Source organism: Arthrobacter cheniae (assembly GCF_003602275.1).
GTDB lineage: Bacteria > Actinomycetota > Actinomycetes > Actinomycetales > Micrococcaceae > Arthrobacter_D > Arthrobacter_D cheniae.
The window spans coordinates 506,667-532,622 of the sequence record NZ_QZVT01000001.1; the positions used below are offsets into that span (position 1 = coordinate 506,667).

At 67.9% G+C, this 25,956-nt stretch carries 28 protein-coding genes and 3 riboswitches; of the genes, 16 read left to right on the forward strand and 12 right to left on the reverse strand.

Annotation, left to right across the window (positions count from 1 at the left end; all coding sequences use genetic code 11):
* The first annotated feature begins 103 nt into the window (after positions 1-103).
* From D6T63_RS02380 to D6T63_RS02390, 3 genes are all read left to right on the forward strand, one after another.
* A complete protein-coding gene (locus D6T63_RS02380) occupies positions 104-493 on the forward strand; it encodes an ArsR/SmtB family transcription factor (protein ID WP_182976848.1) in 390 nt (129 codons plus the stop codon).
* Complete coding sequence (locus D6T63_RS20070) at positions 490-1,164, forward strand: arsenate-mycothiol transferase ArsC (protein ID WP_120147400.1); 675 nt, start codon at positions 490-492, stop codon at positions 1,162-1,164. Before D6T63_RS02380 ends, D6T63_RS20070 begins: the two co-directional genes overlap by 4 nt.
* Before the next feature lie 203 nt (positions 1,165-1,367).
* Positions 1,368-1,442, forward strand: a riboswitch (cyclic di-GMP riboswitch).
* A gap of 122 nt (positions 1,443-1,564) precedes the next feature.
* On the forward strand, positions 1,565-2,386 hold the full coding sequence (locus D6T63_RS02390; RefSeq protein WP_120147401.1) for a response regulator transcription factor: 822 nt from the start codon (positions 1,565-1,567) through the stop codon (positions 2,384-2,386).
* On the opposite strand, the gene D6T63_RS02395 is transcribed toward D6T63_RS02390, so the two are convergent.
* From D6T63_RS02395 to D6T63_RS02415, 5 genes are all read right to left on the reverse strand, one after another.
* On the reverse strand, positions 2,369-2,839 hold the full coding sequence (locus D6T63_RS02395) for an Hpt domain-containing protein (RefSeq protein WP_147394286.1): 471 nt from the start codon (positions 2,837-2,839) through the stop codon (positions 2,369-2,371). The genes D6T63_RS02390 and D6T63_RS02395 overlap by 18 nt on opposite strands.
* 108 nt (positions 2,840-2,947) lie before the next feature.
* The gene (locus D6T63_RS02400; protein WP_120147403.1) at positions 2,948-3,208 is read right to left on the reverse strand and encodes a DUF6221 family protein; all 261 of its coding nucleotides are present in this window, start codon (positions 3,206-3,208) and stop codon (positions 2,948-2,950) included.
* A gap of 63 nt (positions 3,209-3,271) precedes the next feature.
* Positions 3,272-4,810, reverse strand: coding sequence for a sensor histidine kinase (locus tag D6T63_RS02405; RefSeq protein ID WP_235830499.1), 1,539 nt, complete (start codon positions 4,808-4,810; stop codon positions 3,272-3,274).
* Complete coding sequence (locus D6T63_RS02410; protein WP_120147404.1) at positions 4,807-5,556, reverse strand: response regulator transcription factor; 750 nt, start codon at positions 5,554-5,556, stop codon at positions 4,807-4,809. The genes D6T63_RS02405 and D6T63_RS02410 overlap by 4 nt, the downstream gene beginning before the upstream one ends.
* Before the next feature lie 124 nt (positions 5,557-5,680).
* Positions 5,681-5,941, reverse strand: coding sequence for a hypothetical protein (locus tag D6T63_RS02415; protein ID WP_120147405.1), 261 nt, complete (start codon positions 5,939-5,941; stop codon positions 5,681-5,683).
* Between the two features lie 372 nt (positions 5,942-6,313).
* Here D6T63_RS02415 and D6T63_RS02420 point away from each other — a divergent pair, with 372 nt between their 5' ends.
* On the forward strand, positions 6,314-7,096 hold the full coding sequence (locus tag D6T63_RS02420; protein ID WP_120147406.1) for a hypothetical protein: 783 nt from the start codon (positions 6,314-6,316) through the stop codon (positions 7,094-7,096).
* A 95-nt stretch (positions 7,097-7,191) separates the two neighbouring features.
* On the opposite strand, the gene D6T63_RS02425 is transcribed toward D6T63_RS02420, so the two are convergent.
* Complete coding sequence (locus D6T63_RS02425; protein ID WP_120147407.1) at positions 7,192-9,342, reverse strand: MMPL family transporter; 2,151 nt, start codon at positions 9,340-9,342, stop codon at positions 7,192-7,194.
* 99 nt (positions 9,343-9,441) lie between these two features.
* Between D6T63_RS02425 and D6T63_RS02430 the strand changes: the two genes are divergently transcribed.
* The 6 genes from D6T63_RS02430 to D6T63_RS02455 all read left to right on the forward strand — a co-directional run bounded on the left by D6T63_RS02430 (position 9,442) and on the right by D6T63_RS02455 (position 14,373).
* The gene (locus D6T63_RS02430) at positions 9,442-9,930 is read left to right on the forward strand and encodes a MarR family winged helix-turn-helix transcriptional regulator (RefSeq protein ID WP_120147408.1); all 489 of its coding nucleotides are present in this window, start codon (positions 9,442-9,444) and stop codon (positions 9,928-9,930) included.
* A gap of 9 nt (positions 9,931-9,939) precedes the next feature.
* Entirely contained in the window at positions 9,940-10,737 is a 798-nt protein-coding gene (locus D6T63_RS02435; protein ID WP_120147409.1) for a methyltransferase domain-containing protein, read from the forward strand.
* 26 nt (positions 10,738-10,763) lie between these two features.
* The gene (locus D6T63_RS02440; RefSeq protein WP_120147410.1) at positions 10,764-11,273 is read left to right on the forward strand and encodes a low molecular weight protein-tyrosine-phosphatase; all 510 of its coding nucleotides are present in this window, start codon (positions 10,764-10,766) and stop codon (positions 11,271-11,273) included.
* A 3-nt stretch (positions 11,274-11,276) separates the two neighbouring features.
* On the forward strand, positions 11,277-13,343 hold the full coding sequence (pabB, locus tag D6T63_RS02445) for an aminodeoxychorismate synthase component I (RefSeq protein WP_235830500.1): 2,067 nt from the start codon (positions 11,277-11,279) through the stop codon (positions 13,341-13,343).
* 124 nt (positions 13,344-13,467) lie between these two features.
* The gene (locus D6T63_RS02450) at positions 13,468-13,692 is read left to right on the forward strand and encodes a hypothetical protein (protein ID WP_120147411.1); all 225 of its coding nucleotides are present in this window, start codon (positions 13,468-13,470) and stop codon (positions 13,690-13,692) included.
* Between the two features lie 72 nt (positions 13,693-13,764).
* Entirely contained in the window at positions 13,765-14,373 is a 609-nt protein-coding gene (locus tag D6T63_RS02455; protein ID WP_120147412.1) for a GNAT family N-acetyltransferase, read from the forward strand.
* Between the two features lie 65 nt (positions 14,374-14,438).
* On the opposite strand, the gene D6T63_RS02460 is transcribed toward D6T63_RS02455, so the two are convergent.
* A complete protein-coding gene (locus D6T63_RS02460) occupies positions 14,439-15,476 on the reverse strand; it encodes a nitronate monooxygenase (protein WP_120147413.1) in 1,038 nt (345 codons plus the stop codon).
* Between the two features lie 33 nt (positions 15,477-15,509).
* The gene (locus tag D6T63_RS02465; RefSeq protein WP_120147588.1) at positions 15,510-16,025 is read right to left on the reverse strand and encodes a tetratricopeptide repeat protein; all 516 of its coding nucleotides are present in this window, start codon (positions 16,023-16,025) and stop codon (positions 15,510-15,512) included.
* A gap of 197 nt (positions 16,026-16,222) precedes the next feature.
* On the opposite strand from D6T63_RS02465, the gene D6T63_RS02470 reads away from it, so the two are divergent.
* From D6T63_RS02470 to D6T63_RS02485, 4 genes are all read left to right on the forward strand, one after another.
* Positions 16,223-17,101 carry an aminodeoxychorismate lyase gene (locus D6T63_RS02470; protein WP_120147589.1) on the forward strand — a complete coding sequence of 293 codons (879 nt, stop codon included), beginning with the start codon at positions 16,223-16,225 and terminating at the stop codon, positions 17,099-17,101.
* Positions 17,102-17,208: 107 nt separating this feature from the next.
* Positions 17,209-17,326: riboswitch (SAM riboswitch) on the forward strand.
* A 172-nt stretch (positions 17,327-17,498) separates the two neighbouring features.
* Entirely contained in the window at positions 17,499-18,416 is a 918-nt protein-coding gene (locus tag D6T63_RS02475) for an ABC transporter substrate-binding protein (RefSeq protein WP_120147414.1), read from the forward strand.
* A gap of 10 nt (positions 18,417-18,426) precedes the next feature.
* On the forward strand, positions 18,427-19,191 hold the full coding sequence (locus D6T63_RS02480; RefSeq protein ID WP_120147415.1) for an amino acid ABC transporter permease: 765 nt from the start codon (positions 18,427-18,429) through the stop codon (positions 19,189-19,191).
* Positions 19,188-19,925, forward strand: a complete 738-nt coding sequence (locus tag D6T63_RS02485) for an amino acid ABC transporter ATP-binding protein (RefSeq protein WP_120147416.1) — start codon at positions 19,188-19,190, stop codon at positions 19,923-19,925. The genes D6T63_RS02480 and D6T63_RS02485 overlap by 4 nt, the downstream gene beginning before the upstream one ends.
* Before the next feature lie 113 nt (positions 19,926-20,038).
* On the opposite strand, the gene D6T63_RS02490 is transcribed toward D6T63_RS02485, so the two are convergent.
* From D6T63_RS02490 to D6T63_RS02500, 3 genes are read right to left on the reverse strand one after another with little or no spacing between them, the layout of a single operon-like run.
* Positions 20,039-20,836, reverse strand: a complete 798-nt coding sequence (locus D6T63_RS02490) for an energy-coupling factor transporter transmembrane component T family protein (RefSeq protein WP_120147417.1) — start codon at positions 20,834-20,836, stop codon at positions 20,039-20,041.
* Entirely contained in the window at positions 20,833-22,323 is a 1,491-nt protein-coding gene (locus D6T63_RS02495; RefSeq protein ID WP_120147418.1) for an ABC transporter ATP-binding protein, read from the reverse strand. Before D6T63_RS02495 ends, D6T63_RS02490 begins: the two co-directional genes overlap by 4 nt.
* The gene (locus D6T63_RS02500; protein ID WP_120147419.1) at positions 22,320-22,928 is read right to left on the reverse strand and encodes an ECF transporter S component; all 609 of its coding nucleotides are present in this window, start codon (positions 22,926-22,928) and stop codon (positions 22,320-22,322) included. The genes D6T63_RS02495 and D6T63_RS02500 overlap by 4 nt, the downstream gene beginning before the upstream one ends.
* A 61-nt stretch (positions 22,929-22,989) precedes the next feature.
* Positions 22,990-23,114: riboswitch (TPP riboswitch) on the reverse strand.
* Positions 23,115-23,231: 117 nt separating this feature from the next.
* Here D6T63_RS02500 and D6T63_RS02505 point away from each other — a divergent pair.
* Positions 23,232-23,492: a DUF4235 domain-containing protein gene (locus D6T63_RS02505; protein WP_120147420.1), complete on the forward strand. Its 261-nt coding sequence runs from the start codon at positions 23,232-23,234 to the stop codon at positions 23,490-23,492.
* A 129-nt stretch (positions 23,493-23,621) separates the two neighbouring features.
* Here D6T63_RS02505 and cycA read toward each other — a convergent pair whose 3' ends face one another.
* Positions 23,622-25,106 carry a D-serine/D-alanine/glycine transporter gene (cycA, locus tag D6T63_RS02510; RefSeq protein ID WP_120147421.1) on the reverse strand — a complete coding sequence of 495 codons (1,485 nt, stop codon included), beginning with the start codon at positions 25,104-25,106 and terminating at the stop codon, positions 23,622-23,624.
* Positions 25,107-25,294: 188 nt separating this feature from the next.
* Between cycA and D6T63_RS02515 the strand changes: the two genes are divergently transcribed.
* Positions 25,295-25,942: a 4a-hydroxytetrahydrobiopterin dehydratase gene (locus tag D6T63_RS02515; RefSeq protein WP_120147422.1), complete on the forward strand. Its 648-nt coding sequence runs from the start codon at positions 25,295-25,297 to the stop codon at positions 25,940-25,942.
* Positions 25,943-25,956: the final 14 nt, after the last annotated feature.

Genomic DNA, 25,956 nt, shown 5'->3' on the forward strand with positions numbered 1-25,956 from the left:
GCTCCTCCTCGGGTCGGGAAGGACCCACGCCGCAAGCATCGATGGTCATCGATGCTTGTCGGACTTTACATCGATGAGCATCGATGTCCTGCATACTGAAGTCATGTCCACTGCTACCGATCCCCGCGCCGCCATCGTCGGGGGAAGCGAACCTGTCGAAACAGCGCCGTGCTGCGTGCCGTCCGGCTCGGCTCCCATGGACGCGGCCCGCGCCGTCTCCCTGTCGCGGCAGTTCAAGGCGATCGCCGATCCCAATCGGCTCCGACTGGTATCCCTGGTCAGCGCGAGTCCCGGAAGTGAGGCGTGCGTCTGCGACCTGACCGAACCGCTGGACCTCGGTCAGCCGACGGTGTCCCACCATCTCAAGATCCTCGTCGACGCCGGGATCCTCCGTCGCGAGAAGCGTGGGGTCTGGGCGTACTACTCTCTCGTCCCGGGCGCACTCGACGCCCTGGCAGACGTCCTGACGACCAGGACGGGAACCGGTCGATGACCTTCAAGGCAGCCAGGCCCACCGTCCTGTTCGTCTGCGCCAGGAACGGCGGAAAGTCCCAGATGGCAGCGGGCCTCATGGAGCATCATGCCGACGGCAGGATCACCGTCATGTCGGCGGGCACCGCACCCGGCACCTCGATCAACGCGCTGTCCGCCGAATCGCTCGCGGAGCTGGGCATCGACATCAGCGGCGGAACCCCGAAGCCGGTGACGGACGACGCCCAGCACGCGGCCGACGTCGTCGTGATCCTCGGGAGTGAGGCCCGGGTCCAGGAGGTAGCAGGCACACGCTACGAGCGCTGGGAGACCGACGAGCCGAGCACGCGCGGCATCGAGGGTATGGAGCGCATGCGCCTGGTCCGCGACGACATCGACGTGCGCGTACACCATCTCCTGGACCGGCTCCTCCCCTGGCCCCATGCCGGGGAATCGGGGGATACTGCGGGCATGGATCTCGAACAGTGGTGGCCCTCCGTCCTTCCAGGCACACGGGACTGGCTCATCAACAACAACGGTGATGCCCTTACACCTGAAGTCGCCGCCGATATCAGTCGCGCGGGCGGCCTGATCGCCTCGGACCCCTGGTGGATCGGCGAGCGCGGGCCCGACGGCATCTTCCTCTCCGATGCGGCGACCGACTGGATCGAAGCGCGGGCCAACGGGGAGTAGTCCGGCGGAGACCCCAAGGGGTCAGCGTCCGGCGTGCAGCGGTGTTGCTCCGCCAACCGACCTCACGGGCAGCGGGCGCATGAGGGCACAGGAGCCGCAGGAGGCACGCGAGCACCGCCACGGTGCCGCCGCCACCGCTGAAAAATTGCTCGGTTCCGGCGATGTCTCCGCAAGTTGCTAACATCAGGGAGCGGGCAGCTGCCCGTCGACAAAGGCAAACCCGGCGCGAGCCGGGGACGCAAAGCCACGGGACCCACGCGGTCAGCCGGGCCGCCGAAGAGAACAGGATCACGGAACATGTCTCGGACATCCGTCGTTATTGAAGTACCCGCATTCACCCGGCGTCCTGCACGTGGGTCGATAGCTGCCCCGATCCCGCACCGGTACGGGGCCACGCGCCATGAATAATCCTCCATCCGGTGATCGCCGGGCAGCTGTCGTGATCGAGGACGATCTCGACATCCGCAACCTCCTGTGTGCCATCCTCGAGCAGGGCGGCTTCCATGCCAGCGGGGCGGCAACGGGCCGGGATGGCGTCGACGCCGTCCGGCAGCAACATCCGGCCATCGTGACCCTGGACATCGGGTTGCCCGACATCGACGGGTACGAGGTGCTGCGACGCATCCGCTCGACGACGGACTGCTACGTGATCGTCCTGAGCGGACGCACGGACGAGATGGACATCCTGACCGCCCTGCAGGCGGGCGCCGACGACTACGTCTCGAAGCCGTTCCGACCGCGGGAGTTGAGGGCACGCATCGACGCGATGCTCCGCCGTCCGCGCGTGGGCCACGATGCGGCTCACCCGCCCACGGTCCCCGCCACTCCGGCCGCCGCCCCATCCGACGACGACGCCGTGGACGAGGCGGGCAACCTCCTTCGCCATGGCAACCTCATCGTGGACAGCGAAGCGCGCATCGCGATCTGCTCCGGCGTCGAACTACCGCTCACCAAGACCGAGTTCAACCTGCTCCAGGAATTGTTGCGCAGCAACGGTGCCGTACGGACCAAGGAGGAACTGGTTCGCATCTCCCGTGGCCGTGATTATCGCGGCTACAACTTCGTCAGCCGGACCGATGAGCGAGCCATCGAGGTGCATATCGCCAATCTCCGCCAGAAGCTCGCGCTCACCTCCGGGGACCCGGAGCTGATCACCACGGTGCGCGGTGTCGGCTTCCGCATCATGCCGTCACGCAACCTCCCGCTAGGGCGTCGCAGCTGAGCGCGCTTCGGGAACGGCTCGCCTGATCTCGGCGACGGTGTCCGTCGCGCAGGCACGCAGCAGCGCCAACGAGTGTCGGGCGTCATCGGGCTTGTCCTCTGCCATGAGCCGCTGAATTCCGAGCGCAACCTGTGTCAGGCGCACCGCCCCCACCATCGCCGCCGACGTGGAGACGCTGACGACCCCATCCACGGCTCCGGTCGTGTCACCGGCCTGCATGCGTCGCTCGAGCCGATCGATCTTCCCGTCGAGCGAAGCACAGAAGTCACGCGCGAATTGTCCGACGACGGCGGAGTCCGAGAAATCGGCCCTCATGTCGTCGAGGACCGACGGGTCGAACAGAGGCGCCGCTTTTCCGGGCGCGCCGGCAACCTGGGCGGCATCGCTGGGAGGGAGTGCCATGCCGTCGGCCTGGTGCTGGCCAGGTCCCACGGGAGTCGAATGGATAGGCACACTTCAAGGGTAACGACGGCGGGCAGCCGTGTTGGATTATCAACAGCTTCTTGCGCAAAGCTTGCGGAAGGACGACGGAACCCCTTCCCTGCCCCGCGGAATGCGCTCCTAGGTCCTCCACTCCTGCCGGTAATCGGTACGGGCCGACCACGGGAGCGCGAGTAGTTTCAGCACCTCGAAGCCATGTGACTTGTCGAGTTGGGTGGTGGCATACAGCACGAGCCTCCGCTTGGTCCGGCACTCGGACAGCACGCGCTCCGGGTCGTGCCAGCCGCGGGCACCCCACACCTCCTCGGGCAGATTGCCCGTCCGCGCAGCCTTCTCGTCCTCGGTGAGGCGGGCCTCGAGGAAGGCAGTGAGTTCGTCCATGGGCTGAACTCTATCGAGCGGAGGATCGACCCGGCGAAGTCCCGCACCCACGGCAAGCGGGCGCTAGGAGGTTCCCGAGCCGGACCTATGGCCGGCCCCCGTCAGGGGCTGTGCGACGGGCAGGTCCACGCGGAACTCGGTCCGTCCGGGCTCGCTGTCGACGCTGATGGTGCCGCCGTTGGCTTCGACGAGGGCCTGCACGATAGCAAGCCCCAGCCCCGTGCTGCCGGTATTCGCGGATCGCGCGGCGTCGCCCCGGCTGAATCTCGTGAAGATGGTGTCCAGGAACACCGGGGCGATGCCCGGGCCGTTATCGGTGACAGAAATGCTCGCGACCCCCTCCCCCACTGTCAGGGCCGTGGCGATGGCGGTGCCGGGCGGGGTGTGCTTGTGTGCGTTGGAGAGCAGGTTGATGAGCACCTGACGGATCTCGGCTTCCACGGCCCGGACCTCGACGGGTTCATCCGGCAGATCCAGGCTCCAGGAATACCCGGGGGCGGAAACCTGGGCATCGCTCGTGGTCTCGACGATCAGCTCGGTCAGGTCGACGTCGGAGGGATCCCCGCGCTGGCCCTCGTCGAGGCGCGCGAGCAGCAGGAGATCCTCCACGAGGCAGGACATGCGCTTGGACTCGCTGTCCACGCGCTCGAGCGCGGACCGTCCGGACGGGCTCACCGTCTCGCTCATGAGGATCAGCTCGGTGTACCCGCGGATCGAGGTGAGGGGAGTGCGGAGCTCGTGGCTGGCGTCGGCGACGAACTGCCGGACCTTCATCTCGCTCGCATGGCGAGCCCGCAGTGCGCCGGTGACGTGGTCGATCATCTCGTTCAGGGCCAACCCGACCGTGCCGACCTCCGTGCCAGGCTGCGCGGCGGCCGGCGGTACGCGCACGGGGATGGCCACCTCGCCCGAGGACAGGGGGAGCTGGGAGACGGAGGTCGCGACGGCGGACAGTTCCTCCAGCGGGCGCAGCGACCGGCGGATGATCACCGTTCCGGCGAGTCCGGTCAGGACCAGGCCTGCGAGGGACAGCCCGGCGACCGTGAGGTCGAGGGACAGGAGAGTGCTGTCCCTCTCCGCGGTGGGAAGTCCGGTGACGAGGACCGCTCCCTCGGACGTGAACTCGACAGGCAGCGTCGCGGCGTCGACCCGGTAGCGCCCACTCGACAGCACGAGCTCGTCGGGTCCCTCGGACGCGTCGATGGCGGCGAGCAGCTCCAGATCGTCGTCGGTGAGTGGTTCGGTGCTGCCATCGTCCTTGACGAGGGCGGAGCTCCGCGCCGCGCCGTCGTCGCCGAACACGGCGTTGAGGGTGCCGGGCCGCTGCCCGGCAGCGTTCCCCGGATCAAGATCACGGAAGGAGCGTTGATCATCCTCATCAGGCCCACCTCGACCGCCAGGAAGGCCGGCGCGACCCGCGGCGGGACTGAGGGCTTCGTCAAGTTGACCCGTGAGGTAGCTGCTCATGGCCAGATGACTGAACACGCCGATCGCGACGCAGATCGTGGTGAGCAGGGCGACGGTCGCCAGGATCAGCTTCGTGCGCAGATGGAGCGGGTGATGCCCTGGAGGTGCGTGGAGGGCGTCGTCGCGCTGGGTCACGGAGCGGCGGGCTTGAGGACGTAGCCGGCGCCGCGGATGGTGTGGATCATGGCCGGGCGTCCGACGTCGATCTTCTTGCGCAGGTAGGAGATGCAGAGCTCGACGATGTTCGCCTGACCGCCGAAATCGTACTTCCACACGTTGTCCAGGATCTGGGACTTGCTCACCACACGGCGCGGGTTCTCCATGAGGTAGCGCAGCAGTTCCCACTGCGTGGAGGTCAAGGCGATGTCCTCCCCGCCACGGGTCACCTCGCGGGTGTCGACGTTCATCACGAGGTCCCCGACCACCAGTTCGGCGGAGTCCGACGCCGCGACCCCCGAGCGCTGGACGAGCCGGTGCAGGCGCAGCATGAGTTCCTCCATGCTGAAGGGCTTGGTCACGTAGTCGTCACCACCGGCGGAGAGGCCTGAGATGCGGTCCTGCACGGCGTCCTTCGCGGTGAGGAACAGGGCAGGGACGTTCGGGGCGAAGGTACGGATCTTCTTCAGCGCCTCGATACCATCGACACCGGGCATCATGACGTCGAGCACCAGGACATCGGGGCGGAAGTCCCGCGCGGCGGACACCGCGGTGAGGCCGTCACTGGCCGTCGTCACGCTCCAGCCGGCCATCCTCAGACCCATGCTGACCAGTTCCGCCAGGCTCGTCTCGTCGTCGACCACGAGCGCCCGGATGGGGCTGCCGTCGGGATGCGCCAGCCGCGGCAGGTTGTCCGTCATCGAATGGTGCGAGGCGTCAGCCATCGTGGTGTCCTTGGTGTCTTGCTCGGGCGTCGCTTGGTGTCCTGCTTGTTGTCCTGCTCGCGTACCGGTCCAGTATTCCGCACAGGCCCTGCCAGGTGATGGACTGCGACGGGATGCTGCTGTCTCAGGCGGTCGAGGGTCCGGCTGCAGCGCCCTGCTCCAGCGAGCCGCCCGTGTCCTGCCGCCGGATGACCGCCTGCTCTGCGGGCACCGTGGTCCCGACGACGACGGCGGTCCGCGCATCGGCGACCGGTGCCGTTGCCTCGGCCCCGATGGGAGCGAAGGCCGTGGTGCCGAGCACGGCGGCCAGCGCCATCGCGCTGATCGCGGCTCGGAAGCCCTTGCGTCCGGCGGTGAGCTCGGGGGTAGGTCGGTAGCTGATCACGGTGTCCTCCTGGTGCGTCGTTGTTCCTCCACTCTCGCGCCCGGACCTAGCGCTCCGCTTTTCCGAAGCTGTGCGGTTGCTGTGCAGGAAACTCCCGGCGTCGTGAGCCGCAACGCTGGGTGGCGGCGTCTTGGCCGCGGTAGGTGGCGGGTCCTACTTCGTGTTCAGCTCCCGTGACCGGCGGTAGAAGGTTGCGCGGGACATGCCGAGGTTCGGGGGGGGTGCATGAGTCGAAACTGATCTCCGTACAACTCTTCATTGTTACGGCTTCTGTACCGGAGGAGACTTAGGGCGACGGCATCCCATCCCCTGCCGCCCGCGAGGCCAACCGGCTGCGGGGCCTCACAGCACCAATAGCGGCTTGGTGGATCGATGAGTTCCCTGACATCCCTCGAAAAGGCCGCCCAGCGGTCGCGCCATCTCTTGCCCTTGGTGGCTATCGCACTGATCGGAGGTCTCAGCGGGTGCGAGTCTGCGCCTGACGACGCCTCCGTCCCGTCCGCCAGTTCTCCGACCACGGTGGCCGGCACGGTTCCAGCGCAGCCGGACGGCGGCGACGCTGGCGCAGTCCCACCGCTGCCGGACAGCGGCGACATCGACGCCGGCACATTCCTCGTCACCAGCTACACGGAGCCTTTCGAGATCACCGTCCCGGACGGCTGGTTGAGCGACGGTGGTGACGTCCTGGCCAAGGACGACCCGGATCATCCGGATGAAGGGGCCGTCGTCGTGGGGTGGTGGCCCGCGACATTTGTGCCGACGGACTCTTGCGCGTGGCAGGGCGCTCTCGCCGAGGTCGATCCCTCGGCTGAGGCCTTCGTCGACGCCATGACGGCGCAGACGTCAACGGCCAGCACCCAGCCCGTCGAGGTCGTGGTCGGCGATTACTCCGGCTTCGAGTTCGACCACTCCATCGAGGGCGACGTGGACATCACAGCCTGCGACCGCGACAAGTTCTGCATCCACTCAGAATTCTCCAACGAATGCACCCGCTGGTACTCGACCCAGGAGGAACGCGAAACCTACCGGGTGATCGACCTGAACGGCCAGCGTGCGCTGACCTGGGTGACCCAATTCCACGAATCCATCAACCCGGAGCTGACGAGAGAGGCACGCGCCGTCTTCGACTCGATCGTGTTCACGTCCGACAACTGACCAGCTGATGCGAGAGGCGATCCCGCCCGCGAAAGTCGGACATTCTGCGCTGCGATCACATTCCAGCGTCGTCCACGGAACTCCCTGTCTGGCGGCTACCGCGGGGACGGGACCCCAGCCGCCTTCGACGGCCACCAGATTCTCGGGCCGATGTCGTAGGCGAGAGCCGGGATGAGCAGCGAGCGCACCAGCACGGTGTCCAGCAGGACGCCGAACGCCACCACGAACGCGATCTGCGCGAGGAACAGGATCGGGATCACACCCAGCGCTGCGAAGGTCGCCGCCAGGACCACGCCGGCGGACGTGATCACGCCACCCGTGACCCCGAGTCCCCGAAGGATCCCGGGCCTTGTGCCGATCCGCAGTGACTCCTCGCGCACCCTCGTCATGAGGAAGATGTTGTAGTCCACGCCGAGCGCCACCAGGAAGACGAAGGCGAAGAGCGGCACCGAGGCGTCCGCGCCCTCGAACCCGAAGACGTTGTTGAACACCAGGGCCGAGACTCCCAGGGCCGTCGCATTCGAGAGCGCCACGCTCGCCACGAGGAGCACCGGCGCCAGCACGGAGCGAAGCAGGATGATCAGCACCACGAGGATCACCGCCAGCACGATCGGGATGATCTTCACGAGGTCCGCGAGGGCCGTGTCATTGGTGTCGATCGCCACCGCCGTGACCCCGCCGACCAGCGCGTCGGGACTGGCGTCGTCGAGCGTGGTCCGCAGGCTGCGCACCACGTCCTCCGCGCGTTCCGAATCGGCCTGGTACTCGAGCGTCCCGTTGATGAGCACGCGCCCGTCCTCCACGACGGCGGCGCCGGTCGGGTCCGCGGTCAGGCTCGCCTCGGAGATACCCTCCTGGGCGGAGACGACCTCGAGGGCGGCGTCCTGGTCCGCCTCGGGCGCGACGACGTAGACCGGGCTCCCGGATCCGGCGTCGAAATGACGGCCGAGCGCTTCCTGGCCGTCGACCGCGTTGGACGGTGCGAGGATCAGGGCGGACTGCGGCACGCCGCTGGCCTGTAGTTGGGTGAGCCCGAGTGCGCCGGCCACGAGGATGAGCAGCGACACGATCCACAGTGTGCGTGGGCGGCGGGCCACCTGCAGTGCCACGCGTCTCCAGAGGCCGTTGAGCCGCTCGAGACCGGTTTCCGGGCCGCCTTCCGTCGGCGCCGCGTGCCTGCCGTGGTGCGGTGCGACGGCGGTGGCCAGCCCGGGGTCGTAGCGCGGGCGCAGCGGCCAGAAAGCCGACCTGCCGAAGAGGAGCAGCAACGCGGGAAGGAAGGTCAGTGCTGCCGCGAGCGAGAACACAATGCCGATGGCGGCGATCGGGCCCAGGCTCCTGTTCGAGTTGAGATCCGAGAACAGCAGGCACAGCAGTCCGAGGATCACGGTGGCGCCGGAGGCAAGGATCGGCTCGAACGACCCGCGGTAGGCCACCCGCATGGCGTCCCACGTCGTCTGGTTCTCGGCCAGCGACTCCCGGAACCGGGCGACGAGAAGCAGCGCGTAATCGGTGGCAGCGCCGATCACGAGGATCGACAGGATCCCCTGGCTCTGGCCACTGAGCTGGATCCAGCCGAGTTGTGCGAAGCCGAAGACCAGCAGGATGGACGTCGCCAGCGCGAACACGGACGTCAGGAGCACGAGGAACGGCAGCACGATCGAGCGGTAGACGGCGAGGAGGATGATGAACACCGCCCCGAGTGCCACGCCGAGCAGGATTCCGTCGATGCCGCCGAAGGCTTCGACGAGGTCGTTGGTGAAACCTGCGGGCCCGGTGACGTAACCGGTCACTCCGTCGGGCAGTTCGTCCGCGAGGACCGCGCGGAGTTCCGTCACGACGTCGGCGAGCTCTGCATCCGATGAGACGAACGCGATGTACTGCACCGCGAGCCCGTCCTCAGCGGGGATGGGGCCGGTGACGGCGGGAGCGCCATCGGCAGGCGATACGAGCCCCTCGACCTCGCCGAGCCTGATCCCGAGCTCCTCGTATGCACCGAGATCACGCGGAGCGATCGTGCTGGCCGACTCGGCAACGACGACGGCCGGGATGGCGTCGGAGTCATTGAACTGCTGCTGCAGTTCGCCCGCGGCCGTGGACTCGGCGCTCGCAGGGAGGAAGGACGCCTGGTCGTTGCTCGAGACCTCCTCCAGCCGACCGAAGGTGGGTCCGCCCACTGCGGCCCCGGCCAGCCAGATCAGCACGACGACGACGGGGAGCAGCACCCTCAACCATCTACTTCTCATGAATGTCCAAGCCTTCCTCGAGGTATCTCCACAGACAAGTATATCCATAATGGAGATACATGCGCCCGCCTAAACTGGACGAAAAGAAGGCGAGGAATCATGGCCACGAGGGAACAGCTCATGGCTCTCATGAGGCAGTTCACCGTCGAGACGGACCGGTATGTCGACGTTGCAAGTGAGCGCGACAGTCTCTACCGCACCGATCTTCACGCCCTGAGCATCATGATGGGGGCAGCGCGGGCGGGCCTGACGGTGACACCCGGCCTGCTGCGTGAGGAACTCAACCTGAGTTCACCGGCCACCACGGCGTTGGTGGACCGCCTCGACTCCGCAGGCCACGTCACGCGGCGGCGAAGCGACGTCGACCGGCGACAGGTGCACCTCCACCTGACGGACAAGGCGCGCACCACAGGCGCCCTGCTGTTCGCGCCCCTCGCACGCCACATCAACAACGTCTTCGACCAGTATTCGGAGGAGCAGTTGGCCCTGCTGCACGACATGATGCAGAAGATAACGGATGCGACGGTCGCAGCGAAGAACGAGGCGCGGAACGGCGCGACGCTGACTGACAGCCCTTCGTCGGGTTAGTCTCCAAGCATGGAAGACGAGGTCTACTCCCACGGACACCACCCCAGCGTGACCGCGGCGCATGCTGCGCGCACCGTTGCATCGTCGGCCGCCTACCTCGAGCCGTTCCTCGAAGCAGGGATGGACCTGCTGGACATCGGTTGCGGCCCCGGAAGCATCACGGTGGGGTTCGCGGACATCGTCGCCCCCGGCTCGGTGGTGGGCATCGACAGCTCGGCGGACGTGGTTGCGCAGGCCTCCGGCGCCTACACCGACGTCATGAACCTCAGCTTCCGTGAAGGCAACGTCTACGACCTCGACGCAACCGACGAGTCCTTCGACGTGATCCATGCGCATCAGGTCCTCCAGCACCTCGCCGACCCGGTGGCCGCGCTCCGCGAGATGCGACGCGTGGTCCGGTCCGACGGGATCGTGGCCGTGCGCGAGGCAGATTTCGGCGCCATGACCTGGTTTCCGGCGGTCGAGGAGCTCGACGAATGGCGGGAACTCTACGGACGGCTGGCCCGAGGCAACCGCGGCGAGCCCGACGCCGGCCGACGCCTCGGGTCCTGGGCATCCTCGGCCGGGTTCGCGCACGTCGAGGTGTCGTCGTCGAACTGGACGTACGCCTCCGGCGAAGACCGCCGGTTCCTGGCGGATTCGTGGGCCGAGCGCGTGCTCCACTCCGCCTTCGCCGAACAGACGCTGGAGCGCGGCCTCGCCGACCAGGACACCCTTCAACGGCTGGCGGACGGATGGCGCAGGTGGGCGCGCAAGGACGACGGCCTGTTCCTGATGCCGAGCGTCGAGATACTAGCGCGGGGATGACGTCCGCGCCTGCGTAGGCTGGGAGCATGTACCGCATCGTCACCGTCTGCACCGGCAACATCTGCCGCTCCCCCATGGCCGAGCTCATGTTGACCCATGCCTTCGGGAGGGCCGGAATGGCGAACGACGTCGTCGTCGATTCCGCCGGGACCACCGGAGGGGAGGCCGGCAGGCCCATCGACGAGCGCGCGGCGACGAAGCTGACCGAGCTCGGCATAGAGAGCCACCTGCACCGCGCCCGCCAGTTCGAACCGGGTTGGTACCGGGAGCGTGACCTCATCCTCGCCCTCGACCTGGACCACTACCGCGTGCTCCGCGCAGGAGCGCCCGACGACGAATCCCGCGACAGGATCCACCTCCTGCGCGAATTCGATCCCTCGACGACGGATACCGATCTCGAAGAACTTGGTATCTACGACCCCTGGTACGGCGACGCCCGCGACTTCGACGCCACATGGCGGATGGTCGACGGCGCTGTCGAAGGCGTGGTCCGATACGTGCGGCACGAGCTCGACGGCGGGGAGCCGGACGCCTGAGCCATGTCCTCGCTCATGCCCCTCCTCATCGCCGTCGACGGCCGGTCCGGCGCAGGCAAGACGACCCTCGCCCTCGAACTCGCCGCTCTCCTCCGCGAGCATCACAGCGTCACCGTCTTCCACCTCGAGGACATCTATCCGGGCTGGGACGGGCTCGACGACGGTATCGCCCGCTATGTGGAGCGTGTCCTTCTCCCCCTCCGATCAGGCCGCCCGGCACGGTGGAACGCCTGGGACTGGGAGGAGGGACGGGACGGGCCGGAGCGCACGACGGCGACCGCGGAGATCGTCCTGCTGGAAGGCGTGGGGTCGGCAGCTGCTGCGGCACGGGTCCATCTCGACGCCGTGATCTGGGTCGAGGCCGACGCCGAGGTGCGGCACCGCACGGCCATCGGCCGCGACGGAGAGACGTACGCGCCCTTCTGGCAGCGCTGGGCCGACCAGGAAAGCCGGTGGCTGGCGGGTGACGATCCCCGTGAGGCCGCCGACGTCGTCGTGCAGGGCCACCTGAACGCGCCATCGCCACGATCAGTGCGCCTCGCCCTCACAGCCCTTCCCGCCTGTGCCGTGCTCCTGGCTCCGGAACGGGCCGGGCGGCGCGGGTTGACGCTGGACTGCGAGCGCATCGATGCGGACCCGGAACCCGCAGCACTGTTCCGCGCGCTGTACGCAGGGTCCGCCGCGTCGGCCTGGCTCGACAGTTCCGATGCCGCAGGCGCCCCGGAAGGCACCGGTGCCGAGCCCGGGCGGAACCGCTTCAGCATCATGGCGGATGCCGGTGGGGCCTTCGGTCAGCAGGCCATCCACAGGGATGGCATCACCGAGATCAGTGCCGGTGCCGTGACCACCCGCATCCGGGAGCCCTTCTTCCGGTGGCTCGACGACGTATGGGGGCGTCGCGCGGTCCGGGTACCGGAGGGCCTCGCGTGCGAGTTCGGCCTGGGGTGGCTCGGGTACCTCGGCTACGAGCTGAAGCGGGAGACCGGCGGCAACTCCTCCCCGCCTGCTGCTGACGCCCTTCCTGACTCCGCGCTCATCTTCGCCGGAAGGGCCGTCGTCATCGATCACGCCGAAGGCGCCCTGTTCCTCCTGACGCTCACCGACGGGCGACCCGATGCGGAGCGCGAGGCCTGGCTGGCGCAGGCGCGGCGGGCCGTTGCCGCACCCGGACCCGCACCCGGACCCGTGCCGGCGTCGGCTCCCCTGCCCGTCCCCTCCTTCGCAGGACGGGATACCCGCGAGGAGTACCTCGCAAAGATCCGGCGGGCGCAGGCCGAGATCGCCGACGGCAACACCTACGAGGTATGCCTGACGACCTCACTCTCCGCGGTCGTGGAACAATTCGATCCGCTGCAGGCATATCTCCGCCTCCGTAGCGTCAGCCCGGCCCCCTTCGCCCACTACCTCCGCTTCCCGGGGTTCGCCGTCGCGAGCACGTCCCCGGAGCGGTTCCTCAGGCTGACGTCCGACGGTGCGATGCGGGCCGAACCGATCAAGGGAACCCGCGGCCGCTCCTCGGACGGCACGGAGGACGCGGCGCTGCTCGAGGACCTGAGGACGTCGACGAAGGACCGCGCCGAGAACATCATGATCGTGGATCTCCTCCGCAACGACCTCTCGCACCACGCGGTGCCCGGCTCGGTCACGGTCAGCAGGCTGTGCGACGTCGAGACCTACGCCACCGTGCACCAGATGGTCAGTACCATCGATGCGCGTCTCCGGCCGGGCAGCGCCCGCGCCGGCGTCGTCGCCTCGGCGTTCCCGGCCGGTTCGATGACGGGTGCGCCCAAGATCAGCACCATGGCCATCCTCGACGGCCTCGAGCAGGTGCCGCGCGGACCCTACTCGGGGGCGGCGGGGTACTTCAGCCTCACGGGCGCCACGGACCTCGCCGTCGTCATCCGCACGCTCGTGCTCAGGGAGGACGACGGCGGCACGCATCTCACGCTCGGTGTGGGCGGGGCGATCACCGCCGACTCCGACCCTGAGGACGAGTGGAACGAGGTGCGGACGAAGGCTCGCGGCGTCCTGTCGGCGCTGGGGGCAGATTTTCCGGCGGCGTCCGACTGACCTGTGCGCCTGCCCGTCCGTTCACACCAGGGACCGCAGGGCAAGACCTCGCAGGTGCCGTCCCGTTTCTTCCCAGCTTGATGACCCAGAGTGAAACTGGATGCATCGACGTAGAGGAGACATCATGAGTTCGAGCCATCTTGAACGGGTCGTCGCCGCGGCGCGCTCGAGCACTTCCACCGAGGGGCTGCACCCCGCAGCAGATCCCTTCCCCGTGACGGAACTCCAGGTAGCCGTCGCGTCGGCCGTCAGCAGCGGTGAGCCCCTCGCCGTGGTCGCAGCGATGGCGGACCTGCCGTCGCTCGCGGTCCTCGACGCGGTCGACGCCCTGCAGCCAGGTTTCACGTGATCGCCTGAGGCCGAGCCGTTCCAGTTCCAGTTCCACGCTCGGGCGACGGCGAGCCCGAACTACTGTCGGTACATGACTGATCTCAAGCCGACCACCCTCCACGGCACCCGCGTGGTCCTCGAACCCCTCGTTCGCGAACATCACGACGGGCTCGTCGAGGCCGCCAGGGATGGTGAGCTCTGGAATCTCTGGTACACCTCGGTGCCGACCCCTGAAGGCATGCAGCAGGAGATCGACCGTCGTCTCACCCTGCAGGACAGGGGCTCCATGCTCCCGTTCACCGCCCGATCAGCGGACGAGGCTACAGGAGCGCCCGGCAGGATCATCGGCATGACCACCTACATGAACATCGACCAGGACACCCCCCGCGTCGAGATCGGCTCCACCTGGAACGCCGCCTCGGCCCAGCGGACCGGCACCAACACGGAGTCTAAATACCTGCTGTTGCGACATGCCTTCGAGGTGTTCCGGTGTCCGGCCGTCGAGTTCCGGACACACTGGCTGAACCACCAGTCGCGCGAGGCGATCGCCCGGTTCGGCGCGAAGCAGGACGGCGTCCTTCGGAGCCACACCCGGGCCCGGAACGGCGAACTGCGCGACACCGTCGTCTACTCGATCCTCGTCCACGAGTGGCCCATGGTGCGGGACGGCCTCCTCCACAGGATGACGCGTCATGCCTGATCCGTCGGCTCCTTCTGCCCTCCGGGCGGAACCGACCGCAGCCATCCACCGTGAGCATCGAGCTCTCAGGGCCGCAGTGACGCGAGGATGGCTTCCGCGCTGCCGGTCATGGTCCTGCCGAAGTTCATGCCCGCCCAGAGATTGAGGCGGTGTGCGTCCCCGACTGCCGCCGCTGCCGCCCGGAGGGGCGTGGTGAGGTGGTGCACTTCGGGATAGCCGAAGGGCGCATCATGATCGTGGTCACGCATGAATCCGTTCGTGAGCCCACGCGCGTAGCGGCCTGAGAACGCCTTCGTGACCGACGTCGAGATGAACTCGCCAGACATCAGCGCTGCCCGGTGCGCCGTCTTCGTCCCCGCTTCGTCGGCCCGGAGGAACGCGGTGCCCGCCTGCACGGCGGCTGCTCCGCGCGACAGGACGACGCGCGTGTCCTCGCCCGTCACGACACCGCCGGCGGCGATGAGCGGCACGGGTACGTCCCGGAGCTCCTCGATCAACTGGAGGAGCGGCGTCGCCTCCGGTTCCGACGTCGGGTCGAAGGTCCCGCGGTGCCCGCCGGCCTCCGGACCCTGCACGCACAGGGCGCGGGCTCCCGATTCGACCGCCCGATACGCTTCGGCGCGGGACGTGACGGTCAGGACGACGGCGACACCCGCCGTCATCAGCGCCTCCATCACTCCGGACTCCGGGATGTCGAAGGTAAAGGACACAACGCCCGGAGCGAGGTCGAGCAGCACGTCGATCTTGTTCGCCCAGTCGTCGTCGTCGTATCGTGCGCGCCCGAGCGTCGTCGTCAGTGCGGCGGCGTCCGCCCGCAGCGACTCCGCGTAGTCCGCGACGGCCGTCGAATCGGCGACGGAAGGCTGCGGGACGAACACGTTCACCCCGAACGGGGCTCCGGTGAGCGAGCGGGTGGCAAGGATCTCGGCCCGTACGGCGTCGGCCGACTTGTACCCCGCGGCGAGGAAACCGAGCCCTCCGGAAGTACTGACGGCGGCCGCCAACCTCGGAGTGGAGGGCCCGCCCGCCATCGGCGCCTGCACGATGGGGACTGTCAGCAGGCCAAGGGAGAAGGGCCGGCCGTGCACGGTTCCTGCTGCCATCCCGTTCCACCTCTCCCGAGAACCGGCCGCGCCTCACGTCCTGCCCATGCTCCGAAGATAGTCCGCGTTCGCCCGGAGCGCAGCCTTGTAGCGGTCGATATCGGGCGCATGGACCGTGTCGGCGAACGCATCGAGCAGGGCGGCGAACGCATCGAGCAGGGCGGCGAACGCACGATCGGGCAGACCTGCCGAGTGCAGCGAGAGGGCTTCGAAGGCAGCCAGCGACGGCGAAGCAGGGAAGACGCGGCGCGCACGGTCGAAGACCTCCAGTGCCCGGTCATGCTGTCCGAGGTTGCGAAGCGTCGAGCCGTACTGGAGGTAGCAGCGGCGGAGCAGATCCCCGGAGAGTCCTGCCGCGAGGGCGCGCTCGTAGAACGAGCAGGCGAGCCGTTCCTCCCCTGCCGTGTCGTAGGCTCCACCGACCTCGTACAGTACCCGGGCCTGATGCGGGTGCGCCTCGAGGAGTGGCAACAGGGCGGCGATGGTGGGTTGCATGTCGGAGCGGTCGCGAAACTGGAAGATGCGGTCGAGCTCGTCGTCGAGGGTCATCGTCCCAGTCTGTCCGACGACACCGACGGCGCCCACCGGAGCCGACGGCGATCGCCTTGGGACCGAGAAGGTCCTGTGGACGCAGTACGATCAGCACCGCGAAGACGAGGATGTCGTTGCAAACGAAGGCCGTGACGCGGCTCGAGGCATCCGCGGGGGCCTGCGGCACCGTACGCCCTGCCGCTACGCTGTCAGCCATGACTGTTCTCGTGTTCCTTGACCCGGCCCACGACGACGGGAAGGTCGTCGATGCCTCGCAACCGCAGCTCATGGCCACCGATCTCGGCGCCACCCGCGGCGATGGGATCTTCGAATCGATGCTGGCCGTCGACGGCTCCCCGCGCAAGGAGCAGGCACACCTGAGCCGGCTTGCGTCGTCGGCCGCTGCCCTCGACCTGGACGTGCCCGACGCCGACGCCTGGAGCCGCGCGATCCGCACCGGCCTGGGCGAGTTCGCCGCCGCGGAACCGGATCAGCGCAATGCCGTCGTGAAGCTCGTCGCCACCCGCGGAGTCGAAGGTGCCGGACGGGCGACGGCGTGGGTGCAGGTGGCACCCGTTCCCGCATCGACGCTGGCGCAGCGGAAGGCGGGCCTGAAGGTCCTCTTCCTCGAGCGGGGCTACGACAGCACCGTCGCCCAGCGCGCACCGTGGCTGCTGATGGGCGCCAAGACCCTCTCCTACGCCGTCAATATGGCAGCCGTCCGCCACGCGAGGGCCAACGGAGCTGACGACGTCATCTTCACCTCCTCCGACGGCAAGGTGCTGGAGGGCCCGACGTCGACGGTCCTGCTGGCCTACGACCGGGACGGGCAGAAGACGCTCCTCACTCCGCAGCTCGAGAGCGGCATCCTGGCGGGCACGTCCCAGAGTGCGCTCTTCGCGGCCGCCAAGGAGCAGGGCTGGGAGCTCGGCTACGGCCCGCTCGAACCCCACGACCTCCTCGACGCCGACGCCGTCTGGCTCATCTCGAGCATTCGGCTCCTCGTACCCGTCCTGGTCCTCGACGGCCAGGAGCTCCGTACCTCCGCAGCCCTGACCGCCGAACTCACCGAGCTCGTCGACCGTTTCGTGTAATCCTCACCACAAAATGACGCTGAATGACCCTTTTCCTACGTCAAACGCTGATTTCGCCGGTCCCGCGTTTTGACCGGGACCTCCGTGCTGCCATAGCGTTTTCATGAAATCAAGAGTTCCAGCCATCGGCCCTGGCCGGCTGGACAGCAACCCTCTCCCGTAGTGGGGTGCTCCAGGTGAAGATTCGGCCGCCGGGCCAAGTCCCCCGGTAGGCAAGTACGGCGTCGTGCGGCCCCTGTCCCGGATTCATCGGGACCTACGGCCCGCAACTGCGCGCACAGCCCAGAACAGCGAGCGTGTCACCCAGCAACCAGCAGCGTTCCCCCTGCCGCCATGCGGCATCCCGGAAGAACCCGATCCATCGCCCGTACCCGGGCCAGCACCGAACAAGGACATCATGAACATCTCCCGCAAGGTCCTCGCGGCACTCGCCGTCCCCCTCCTCGCCCTGACGGTTTCCTGCGGCAACAGCAGCAGCAGCGAACCCGCCGAGACCACCGACGCCCTGGCCGGCAGCGACCAGCAGTCGCTGGACAAGTACACCACCGAGACCACCACCCCGGTCGAGGAGATCGACACGGCGGAACTCGGCCTCATCACCGACGGCACGCTGCGCGTCGGGACGCTGTCGGACGCGCCGCCGAACATCTTCCTGGAGGACGGCGTCTTCACCGGCTACGACAACGAGCTGCTGCGCGCCATCGGCGACAAGCTCGGCCTCGAGGTGGAGTTCGCCTCCACCGACTTCTCGGCGCTCCTCGCCCAGGTCCAAAACAAGCAGTACGACGTCGGATCCTCGTCGATCTCCACGACCGAGGCCCGCCGCGAGAACGTCGGCTTCACCAACGGCTACGACTTCGGCTACATGGCCGTCGTCGCCAAGAACGGCTCCCCGGTCACCGGCTTCGATTCCCTGTCCGAGGGCACCCGCATCGGCGTGGTCCAGGGCACCGTCCAGGACGACTACGTCTCCAACACCCTGGGCCTCGAGCCCGTGCGCTTCCCGGACTACAACACCGTGTACGCCAACGTGAAGAACGGCCAGGTGGACGCGTGGGTTGCGCCGTCGCAGCAGGCCACCGGACAGGTGAAGGAAGGCGACGACACCACGATCGCCGAGACGATCATCAACACCGAGAACTTCACCGCGTACGCCGTGAACAGCGAGAACCAGCCGCTCATCGACGCCCTCAACGCGGGCCTCGACGCCGTCGTCGCCGACGGCACCTGGACGGAGCTCACCAAGGAGTGGTACCCGGACCGCGAGATGCCCTCCGACTGGAAGCCCGGCAGTAAAGCCGTGGAAGTAAAGTAGCGGTCCCTGCATGGACGCCCTGGAACAACTCGGCAAGACCTTCTTCGACTGGGAGGCGATGGCCGCCGTCCTGCCCGACCTCCTGACCGTCGGCCTGCCGAACACGCTCATGCTCGCCCTGGCCTCGGGGATCATCGGCACGGTTGTCGGCATGGTCCTCGCGATCATGGGGATCTCACGGAACCGGGTGCTGCGATGGATCGCACGCATCTATACGGACATCTTCCGCGGACTGCCCGCCGTCGTGATCATCCTGCTCATCGGCCTGGGGCTCGGTCCGATCCTCCGGCAGATCACGGGCAGCACCAGCCCGTACCCCCTGGGCATCCTCGCCCTGTCGTTGATTGCTTCGGCCTACATCGGGGAGATCTTCCGTTCCGGCATCCAGAGCGTGGAGAAGGGTCAGTTGGAGGCCTCGCGTGCCCTGGGCTTCAGTTACAGCTCGTCCATGCAGCTCGTCGTGGTCCCCCAGGGCGTGCGGCGCGTGCTGCCCGCCCTGGTGAACCAGTTCATCTCGCTCATCAAGGAGTCGTCGCTGATCTACTTCATCGGTCTCGTCGCCAGTGAGCGCGAGCTCTTCCGGGTCGGTAACGACGCCGCCAGCAACACCGGCAACCTGTCGCCGCTCATCGCGGCCGGCGTGTTGTACCTGTGCCTGACCATTCCGCTGACCCACCTGGTCAACTTCATCGACAACCGGCTCCGCGTGGGCAAGAAGCAGAAGCCCGAACCGGATGAACTGGCCGCGAGGATCGGCGAAGGAGCAAAGGCGTGACGACCATCGAATCGGGAACCCTGACGGGGCAGAACCTGCACCTGTCCTTCGGCACCAACCACGTGCTGCGAGGTATCGACCTGCACGTGGAGCAGGGGACGACGGCGTCCGTCATCGGCCCGTCCGGCTCCGGGAAGTCGACACTCCTGCGCGTCCTGAACCGACTGATCGAACCGGACGAGGGGGACATCCTGCTCGACGGACGGTCCGTCCTCAAGGACAACCCGGACGAGCTGCGTCGGCGTATCGGGATGGTGTTCCAGCAGTTCAACCTCTTCCCGCACAAGACGGTGCTGGAGAACGTCTCGCTGGCCCTCCGGAAGCTCCGCCGGATGTCCGCCGGCGAGGCGCGGGAGAAGGCCCTCGCCCAGCTGGACCTCGTGGGCCTGAGGCACAAGGCCGATGTCCGTCCGGGCAACCTGTCCGGTGGACAGCAGCAGCGCGTCGCGATCGCCCGGGCCCTGGCCATGGATCCCGAGGTGATGTTCTTCGACGAAGCGACCTCCGCCCTGGACCCGGAGCTCGTCAAGGGCGTCCTGGCCCTGATGGCGGATCTCGCTACGGCCGGCATGACCATGGTCGTCGTCACGCACGAGATGGGCTTTTCCCGCAACGTCTCCGACACCGTGACCTTCATGGATGGCGGCGTGGTCGTCGAATCCGGCCCCCCGGCCGCGATCTTCGACGATGCGCAGACGCCGCGCCTGCGCTCGTTCCTCTCGGACGTGCTCTAGCAGCACCGGAGTCACCCGACGGCCGCGACAGGCGAACCTGTCGCGGCCGTTCCGCGTCCGGCGACTTCTCTGCGTCCGGCCACTTCTCTGCGTCCGACCGGTCCCCGAGCCGGTCAGGACAGGATGAAGTTCCACGTCCCGGCGAGGACGGCCGCCGTCACGGCGCCCACTGCGATCAGGAGTCCGACGACGGCGACGACGACGTCGAGGCCCGAGAACGTACTCTCACGCGCCCACGTGCGCGTATCGCCCCCGAAACCGCGAGCCTCCATCGCCGTCGCCAGCCGGGTGGCTCGACGGATGGCCTGCACGATCAGACCGAAGGACTGCCCCAGCAGGTTGCGGGTCCGCGCGACCAGCGATCCGTCCGAGCCGATTCCCCGTGCATGCCGCGCGAGCCCCAGCGATTGCCACTGCTCCACGAGCAGCCCCACGAGCCGCAGGGACGCCAGCCCGCCGAGGACGAACCGGTGCGGCAGGTGCAGCTTCTGTGCGAGGGCGTCGGCGAGGTCCGTGGGGTCCGTGGTCAGCAGGACGAAGATGCCGGGAAGCGCGAGCGCCAGGCTCCGCAGCCCGACGGCGATGCCCGATGCGACGGAGCCCTCGGTGAAGAGGAACGGCCCGGCATCGACCAGGACACCGCCGCTCTTCTCGGCGAGCAGGGCGGTTCCGTAGGCGCCGACCGCAGCGGCGATGAGGAGCGGCCAGATCCGCCGGGCGAGTCCCCACACACTGATGCCCAGGAGCGGCATGAGCGCGAGCTCGCAGGCCAAGACAACCGCGGCGCTCACCCAGTCGATACTCACGAGCAGGGCGAGGGTGATGGCGACGGCGGCGAACAGCTTCGACAGGGGGTTCGCCCGCAGGAGCGTCCTGCCGGTGAGGACCGGTGTCAGGTAGTCGGTGCTCATGGGGACACCAGCCGTCCCGCTCCACCGGAGACGTGCAGGGTGGCACCCCCCAGGGCCTCGATGAACTCGGCGTCATGGGTCACCGACAGGACGGCCACGCCGTCGTCGATCAGTTCCCGTAGCAGGGTCACGAGCTCCGCCCAGGTCAGGGCATCCTGCCCGAACGTCGGTTCGTCGAGGATGAGGATCCGCGGAGCGGTGGCGAGCATCGTCGCCACGGACAGGCGCCGCTTCTCCCCGCCGGAGAGTGTGAAGGGATTGGCTCCCAGCAGGTGGGTGAGGCGGAGCCGTTCGGCGAGTTCGGCGGTACGCCCCGGATTCACGGCAGCACCGACCCTCCGCGGGCCGAACTCGAGTTCAGCCGAGACGCTCGCGGTGAGGAACTGGTGCTCGGGCTCCTGGAACACCGTGCCGATGCGCTGCACGAGCTGCGACGAGCGCCAGCGGAACGGATCCGCGCCCGCCGATCCTGCCAGGCTCGGCGACGCCTCCACGCTTCCGGCCCGCGGGCGCAGCAGGCCCCCGAGCGTCAGTGCCGCCGTCGACTTCCCGGCACCATTGGGCCCGGTGATGCTGAGAGCATGTGCCGCATGGACCGTGAGATCGAGGGGCCCGACGGCAGTGGGACCACGCTTCGTGCGGGCAACGGTGATGTCCGGGGCGGACAGCAGCACTTCGCCTCCTGCGCCCGGCGTGGGCCCACCGACGGCGGGCTGCCAGTCCGGCACCCACACGCCCGCTTCCGCGAGCCGTGTCCGCGTCGCCTCCTGTACCAGCACCGTGGCCGGCGCGCCGTCCGCGAGCACTCCTCCCCCGGCGTCGAGCACGATCACCCGGTCGACGACGTCGGCCCACACCGCAACGCGGTGCTCGACGACGACGAGCGTGGCCCCGGTGCGCTCGAGGACGCGGACGACGGCGTCACGAACTTCGAGGACACCGTCCGGGTCAAGGTTGGCGGTGGGCTCGTCGAGCAGGAGCAACCCCGGTTCCATGGCAAGGACGGCCGCGAGCGCAAGCCGCTGCTTCTGGCCACCGGACAGTGCGGTGGTCGGATGATCGAGCGGAAGGTCCAGACCGACGTCGTCGAGCGCCCGTTCCACGCGCTGCCAGATCTCATCCCGCGGTACGGCGAGGTTCTCGGCAGCGAAAGCGACCTCGTCACCCACCCGTGCAAGGACGACCTGCGTCTCCGGGTCCTGCAGGACGAGGCCTGCGCGGCCCCTCACGGTGGCGGGGTGCGCGCCGTCGAGCAGGAGTTCGCCCTCCTGCTCACCTTCGTCGCTGGACCCGAGTACCCCTGCCAGCGCGTGCAGCACCGTCGACTTCCCTGCACCGGACGCGCCGAGGAGCAGCACGCGCTCGCCCGCCTGGATGTCCAGGTCGAGGTGGCGCGCAGCGAAGGCCTTCCGGCCGGCGTGGCGCCAGCCCCAGCCCCGCGCGCTGACGTGCACGGCTGCCGGGTCCGGTGTGTGGGCTGGTGTCACACGTCCGCCGTACGGCCGGCCGCGAAGGAGGACAGGACGCCGGTTTTGGCAAGCCCGCGCATCGCCAGCCAGGACAGCAGACCAGCGATGACGATGCCCGAGATGGCGGCGAAGACCGTGTACAGGACCTTGAACTCGATGGTCCAGAGTGCGTTGTACATGATGTTCTCGCTGATGGCGAGGGCGAGACCTGCGACGAGGCCGGCGAGCAGCGCCACGGGCAGGTTCCACTTCCGGTACAGGAACAGCAGGAAGACCAGTTCGGCGCCGAGTCCCTGGATGAGCCCGGACACGAGGACGAGGATGCCGAACTGGGTGCCGATGAGGGCCGATACGGCTGCCGCGAGGACCTCGCAGTAGACGGCCGCGCCGGGCTTGCGGATGATCAGACCGCCGAGTACGCCGGCGATGAGCCAGCCGCCGGAGTAGAGACCGGCGAGCGGCGGGAAGGCCGCTGTGAGCAGGCTGATGCCGGAGTAGCCGGCAGACCAGGCGAAGAACAGGACGCCGACGGCGACGGCGATGACCGAGGCCACCACGATGTCGACGACCCGCCACTGGTTGGTCTGCGCAAAGGTGCCCTTGAGGGCGGTAGATGATGCCATGGTGTTTCCTCCTGAGGTACAGGAGGGGATAGTGCCGGTCGCTGCCGAAGCAGCACCCTCGCACTCTGAGAACTCGACTCCCTTCGCCGGTACTAGCCGGATCAGGTTCGAGGGTCTGCGGCGGTCCGCACTCTCAGCGCCCGATCCGGCAGCATGCTGCGGGTCGGCGCTCCCCTGTCGTAAGTTGGTTGAGCGATCCCGATCCTACACCTGTGGCTACCGGCGACGTGCGCTTCCTCCCTGCGGAGGCCCGTGCTTCGAGGCTAGGGTAGGAGCAGGACTATCGGAGGAGAAGGAGAAACCATGAACGTAGTGTTCAAGCTGCTCGGTGTGGGTATGAGCGTGGGTGCGGGCTTCGTCGGCACCAAGCTCGTCGACTTCCTGTGGCAGAGGATCACGGGCGAGGCGCCGCCGAAGAGCAAGGACGGACTGGAGAACACCCTGCGTTCGGCACTGGTGTTCGCCATCATCTCGGGAGCGGTCAGCACCACCATCCAGGTGCTCACCAACCGCTCCACGCAGAAGGCGATCGACCGCTTCTCGAAAACGCGCGACCTCACCTGAGCCGAAGTACCTCGAGGAGGAGCACCCCTGAGGGTGCTCCTCCTTTTTCATGTGCCCGTCGCACTCTTCATGCCGGCGGGCCGCCGGAGGACGGCCCCACACCGGGCTGTCCTCCGGCATCCGGCATTGCTAGTGCTGCGCCACCGCCTGCGCGCGCTCGGCCCGCAGGGAGGCGCGGTGCCCCTCGATGCGTGCCTGCTGGAGCGGAGTCCGGCGATTGACGAGCCATGCAGCTCCGAGCAGGACGAACCAGATGGGTGCCACGAACAGTGCGAGTCGCGTGTCATCCGCCTGCGCGAGCGCTACGAGCATGAACAGGAAGAACGCAAGGACCACATACGGCATGAACGAGGAGCCGGGCATCTTGAAGGAGGACTGCTCGTGCAATTCCGGCCGACGACGGCGGAACGCCAGGTAGCTGATCAGGATCATGGACCAGACGAACATCGTCAGGACCGAGGCGACGGACGTGACCACGGTGAAGGCGCCGATCAGGGAATCGCCCGAATACAGCAGGATCAGGCCGGCCAACAGGAAGATGCACGAGAAGAGCAGCGCGTTCTGTGGAACCTTGCGCGAGCTCAGTTTGCCGAAGGAGTCCGGTGCGTTGCCGTCCTGGGCGAGCCCGTACACCATGCGCGACGTCGAGTAGATGCCGGAGTTGGCGCTGGAGGCGGCCGAGGTGAGCACGACGAGGTTCACGACGACGGCGGCGATGCCGAGACCAGCGAGCGCGAACATGCCGATGAAGGGACTGTTCGCAGGATCAATGGTGCGCCACGGGTTCACCGCCATGATGACGGTGAGGGCTCCGACGTAGAAGAGGAGGACACGGACGGGAATCGAGTTGATGGCACGCGGCAGCGTCTTCTCCGGATCCTTCGTCTCGGCGGCGGCGGTGCCGACGAGTTCGATACCCGCGAACGCGAAGATCGCGATCTGGAAGCCGAGGATGAAGCCGAACAGTCCGTGGGGGAACATGCCGCCGTCGTTCCAGATGTTCGCGATGTCGGCGACCGCGCCACCTGGCGAGGTGAAGCGCGTGGCGATCATGACGATGCCCGTGACGATCAGCGCCAGGATGGCGACGACCTTGATGATGGCGAACCAGAACTCCGCCTCGCCGAATGCCTTGACGGTGGGCAGGTTCAGGAGCAGGAGCACCACGGGGGTGGCGAGGGCCGGGATCCAGAGCGGCGTCCCGGGAGCGAGGAGGTCCACGTAGCCGGCGATGGCCACGATATCCGCGACGCCGGTCACGACCCAGAAGAACCAGTAGGACCAGCCCGTGAAGAAGCCGGCCCATGGCCCGAGCAGGTCTCCCGCGAAGTCGCTGAAGGACTTGTACTCGAGGTTCGAGAGCAGGATCTCCCCCATGGCCCGCATGACGAAGAACAGCATGAAGCCGATGATCATGTACACGAAGATCACCGACGGACCGGCGAGCGAGATGGTCTTCCCGGAGCCCATGAAGAGGCCGGTCCCGATCGCTCCGCCGATGGCGAGCAGTTGGATGTGGCGGTTGCTCAGCGCCCGGGTGAGGTGCGGCGACCGATGGGACTCACCGGCGGCGCGGTCCGTCGTGGACGGCGCCTTTGATACGGATTCAGGCATGGGGAATGGGTTCCTTCAGCGCGCGCAGGAAGGTAGTCGGGCGCGGGCGCGTGGGTTGGAGGACTAGGACAGACCTAAAACCCTGAACGATGGGTCAACGCGAGTCAAATCACAGCTGGGGCACGGGAACCCACATCCGCCTCCCCTGTGGCCTTTGCACCAGGCCGACGCCGGACGATACTGGCGGCATGAGCATCCTCAGCACCCAGCAGATCCTCGACGCCGGGCTCGGCGACTGGCGCAAGCTCGCCCAGGCACTGCACGCCCGCTTCCTCACACGGGACTTCACCACGGGCCTCGCGCTCGTCTCGGCCATCGGCGAACTCGCCGAGGACGCGAACCACCACCCCGACATCTCCTTGACCTACCCTCATGTGGACGTGAAGCTCCTCAGCCACGATGCCTCGGGGGTGACACAGCGCGACGTCGATCTCGCCCGGCGTATCAGCAACCTCGCCGCCGAGCGCGGCATCACCTCGGACCCGGCGGCACCCGCCGTCGTCGAGCTCGCGCTGGATACCGCGGATGTGGCGGGTATCGGACCGTTCTGGGCAGCATTGCTGACGGGTGACGCGAGCGCGGTCGACGGCGATGATGTTGCGGATCCCACGGGTCGCGTCCCACTCCTGTGGTTCCAGCACACCGATGCACACGAGACGCCGCGACAGCGCTTCCACCTCGATGTCTGGCTTCCCCACGATGCTGCGGACGCGCGCATCGCCGCCGCCGTCGCTGCCGGGGGAACCGTGGTCGACGACGCCGAGGCGCCGTCATTCACGGTCCTCGCCGATGCAGAGGGCAACCGCGCCTGTGTGTGCACCATCCTTGAACGCTGATCGCGCCTCCTCTG

Bases quoted from the DNA above. Each gene is read 5' to 3' on its own strand.
- D6T63_RS02410 (WP_120147404.1), bottom strand. From the start codon at position 5,556: ATGGCTGACGCCTCGCACCATTCGATGACGGACAACCTGCCGCGGCTG.
- D6T63_RS02430 (WP_120147408.1), top strand. From the start codon at position 9,442: ATGGCCACGAGGGAACAGCTCATGGCTCTCATGAGGCAGTTCACCGTC.
- D6T63_RS02470 (WP_120147589.1), top strand. From the start codon at position 16,223: ATGACTGTTCTCGTGTTCCTTGACCCGGCCCACGACGACGGGAAGGTC.
- D6T63_RS02455 (WP_120147412.1), top strand. From the start codon at position 13,765: ATGACTGATCTCAAGCCGACCACCCTCCACGGCACCCGCGTGGTCCTC.
- D6T63_RS02480 (WP_120147415.1), top strand. From the start codon at position 18,427: ATGGACGCCCTGGAACAACTCGGCAAGACCTTCTTCGACTGGGAGGCG.
- D6T63_RS02505 (WP_120147420.1), top strand. From the start codon at position 23,232: ATGAACGTAGTGTTCAAGCTGCTCGGTGTGGGTATGAGCGTGGGTGCG.
- D6T63_RS02390 (WP_120147401.1), top strand. From the start codon at position 1,565: ATGAATAATCCTCCATCCGGTGATCGCCGGGCAGCTGTCGTGATCGAG.
- D6T63_RS02450 (WP_120147411.1), top strand. From the start codon at position 13,468: ATGAGTTCGAGCCATCTTGAACGGGTCGTCGCCGCGGCGCGCTCGAGC.
- D6T63_RS02380 (WP_182976848.1), top strand. From the start codon at position 104: ATGTCCACTGCTACCGATCCCCGCGCCGCCATCGTCGGGGGAAGCGAA.
- D6T63_RS02460 (WP_120147413.1), bottom strand. From the start codon at position 15,476: ATGGCAGCAGGAACCGTGCACGGCCGGCCCTTCTCCCTTGGCCTGCTG.
- D6T63_RS02440 (WP_120147410.1), top strand. From the start codon at position 10,764: ATGTACCGCATCGTCACCGTCTGCACCGGCAACATCTGCCGCTCCCCC.
- D6T63_RS02500 (WP_120147419.1), bottom strand. From the start codon at position 22,928: ATGGCATCATCTACCGCCCTCAAGGGCACCTTTGCGCAGACCAACCAG.
- D6T63_RS02515 (WP_120147422.1), top strand. From the start codon at position 25,295: ATGAGCATCCTCAGCACCCAGCAGATCCTCGACGCCGGGCTCGGCGAC.
- D6T63_RS02420 (WP_120147406.1), top strand. From the start codon at position 6,314: ATGAGTTCCCTGACATCCCTCGAAAAGGCCGCCCAGCGGTCGCGCCAT.
- cycA (WP_120147421.1), bottom strand. From the start codon at position 25,106: ATGCCTGAATCCGTATCAAAGGCGCCGTCCACGACGGACCGCGCCGCC.
- D6T63_RS02490 (WP_120147417.1), bottom strand. From the start codon at position 20,836: ATGAGCACCGACTACCTGACACCGGTCCTCACCGGCAGGACGCTCCTG.
- D6T63_RS20070 (WP_120147400.1), top strand. From the start codon at position 490: ATGACCTTCAAGGCAGCCAGGCCCACCGTCCTGTTCGTCTGCGCCAGG.
- D6T63_RS02475 (WP_120147414.1), top strand. From the start codon at position 17,499: ATGAACATCTCCCGCAAGGTCCTCGCGGCACTCGCCGTCCCCCTCCTC.
- D6T63_RS02425 (WP_120147407.1), bottom strand. From the start codon at position 9,342: ATGAGAAGTAGATGGTTGAGGGTGCTGCTCCCCGTCGTCGTCGTGCTG.
- D6T63_RS02435 (WP_120147409.1), top strand. From the start codon at position 9,940: ATGGAAGACGAGGTCTACTCCCACGGACACCACCCCAGCGTGACCGCG.
- D6T63_RS02400 (WP_120147403.1), bottom strand. From the start codon at position 3,208: ATGGACGAACTCACTGCCTTCCTCGAGGCCCGCCTCACCGAGGACGAG.
- D6T63_RS02465 (WP_120147588.1), bottom strand. From the start codon at position 16,025: ATGACCCTCGACGACGAGCTCGACCGCATCTTCCAGTTTCGCGACCGC.
- pabB (WP_235830500.1), top strand. From the start codon at position 11,277: ATGTCCTCGCTCATGCCCCTCCTCATCGCCGTCGACGGCCGGTCCGGC.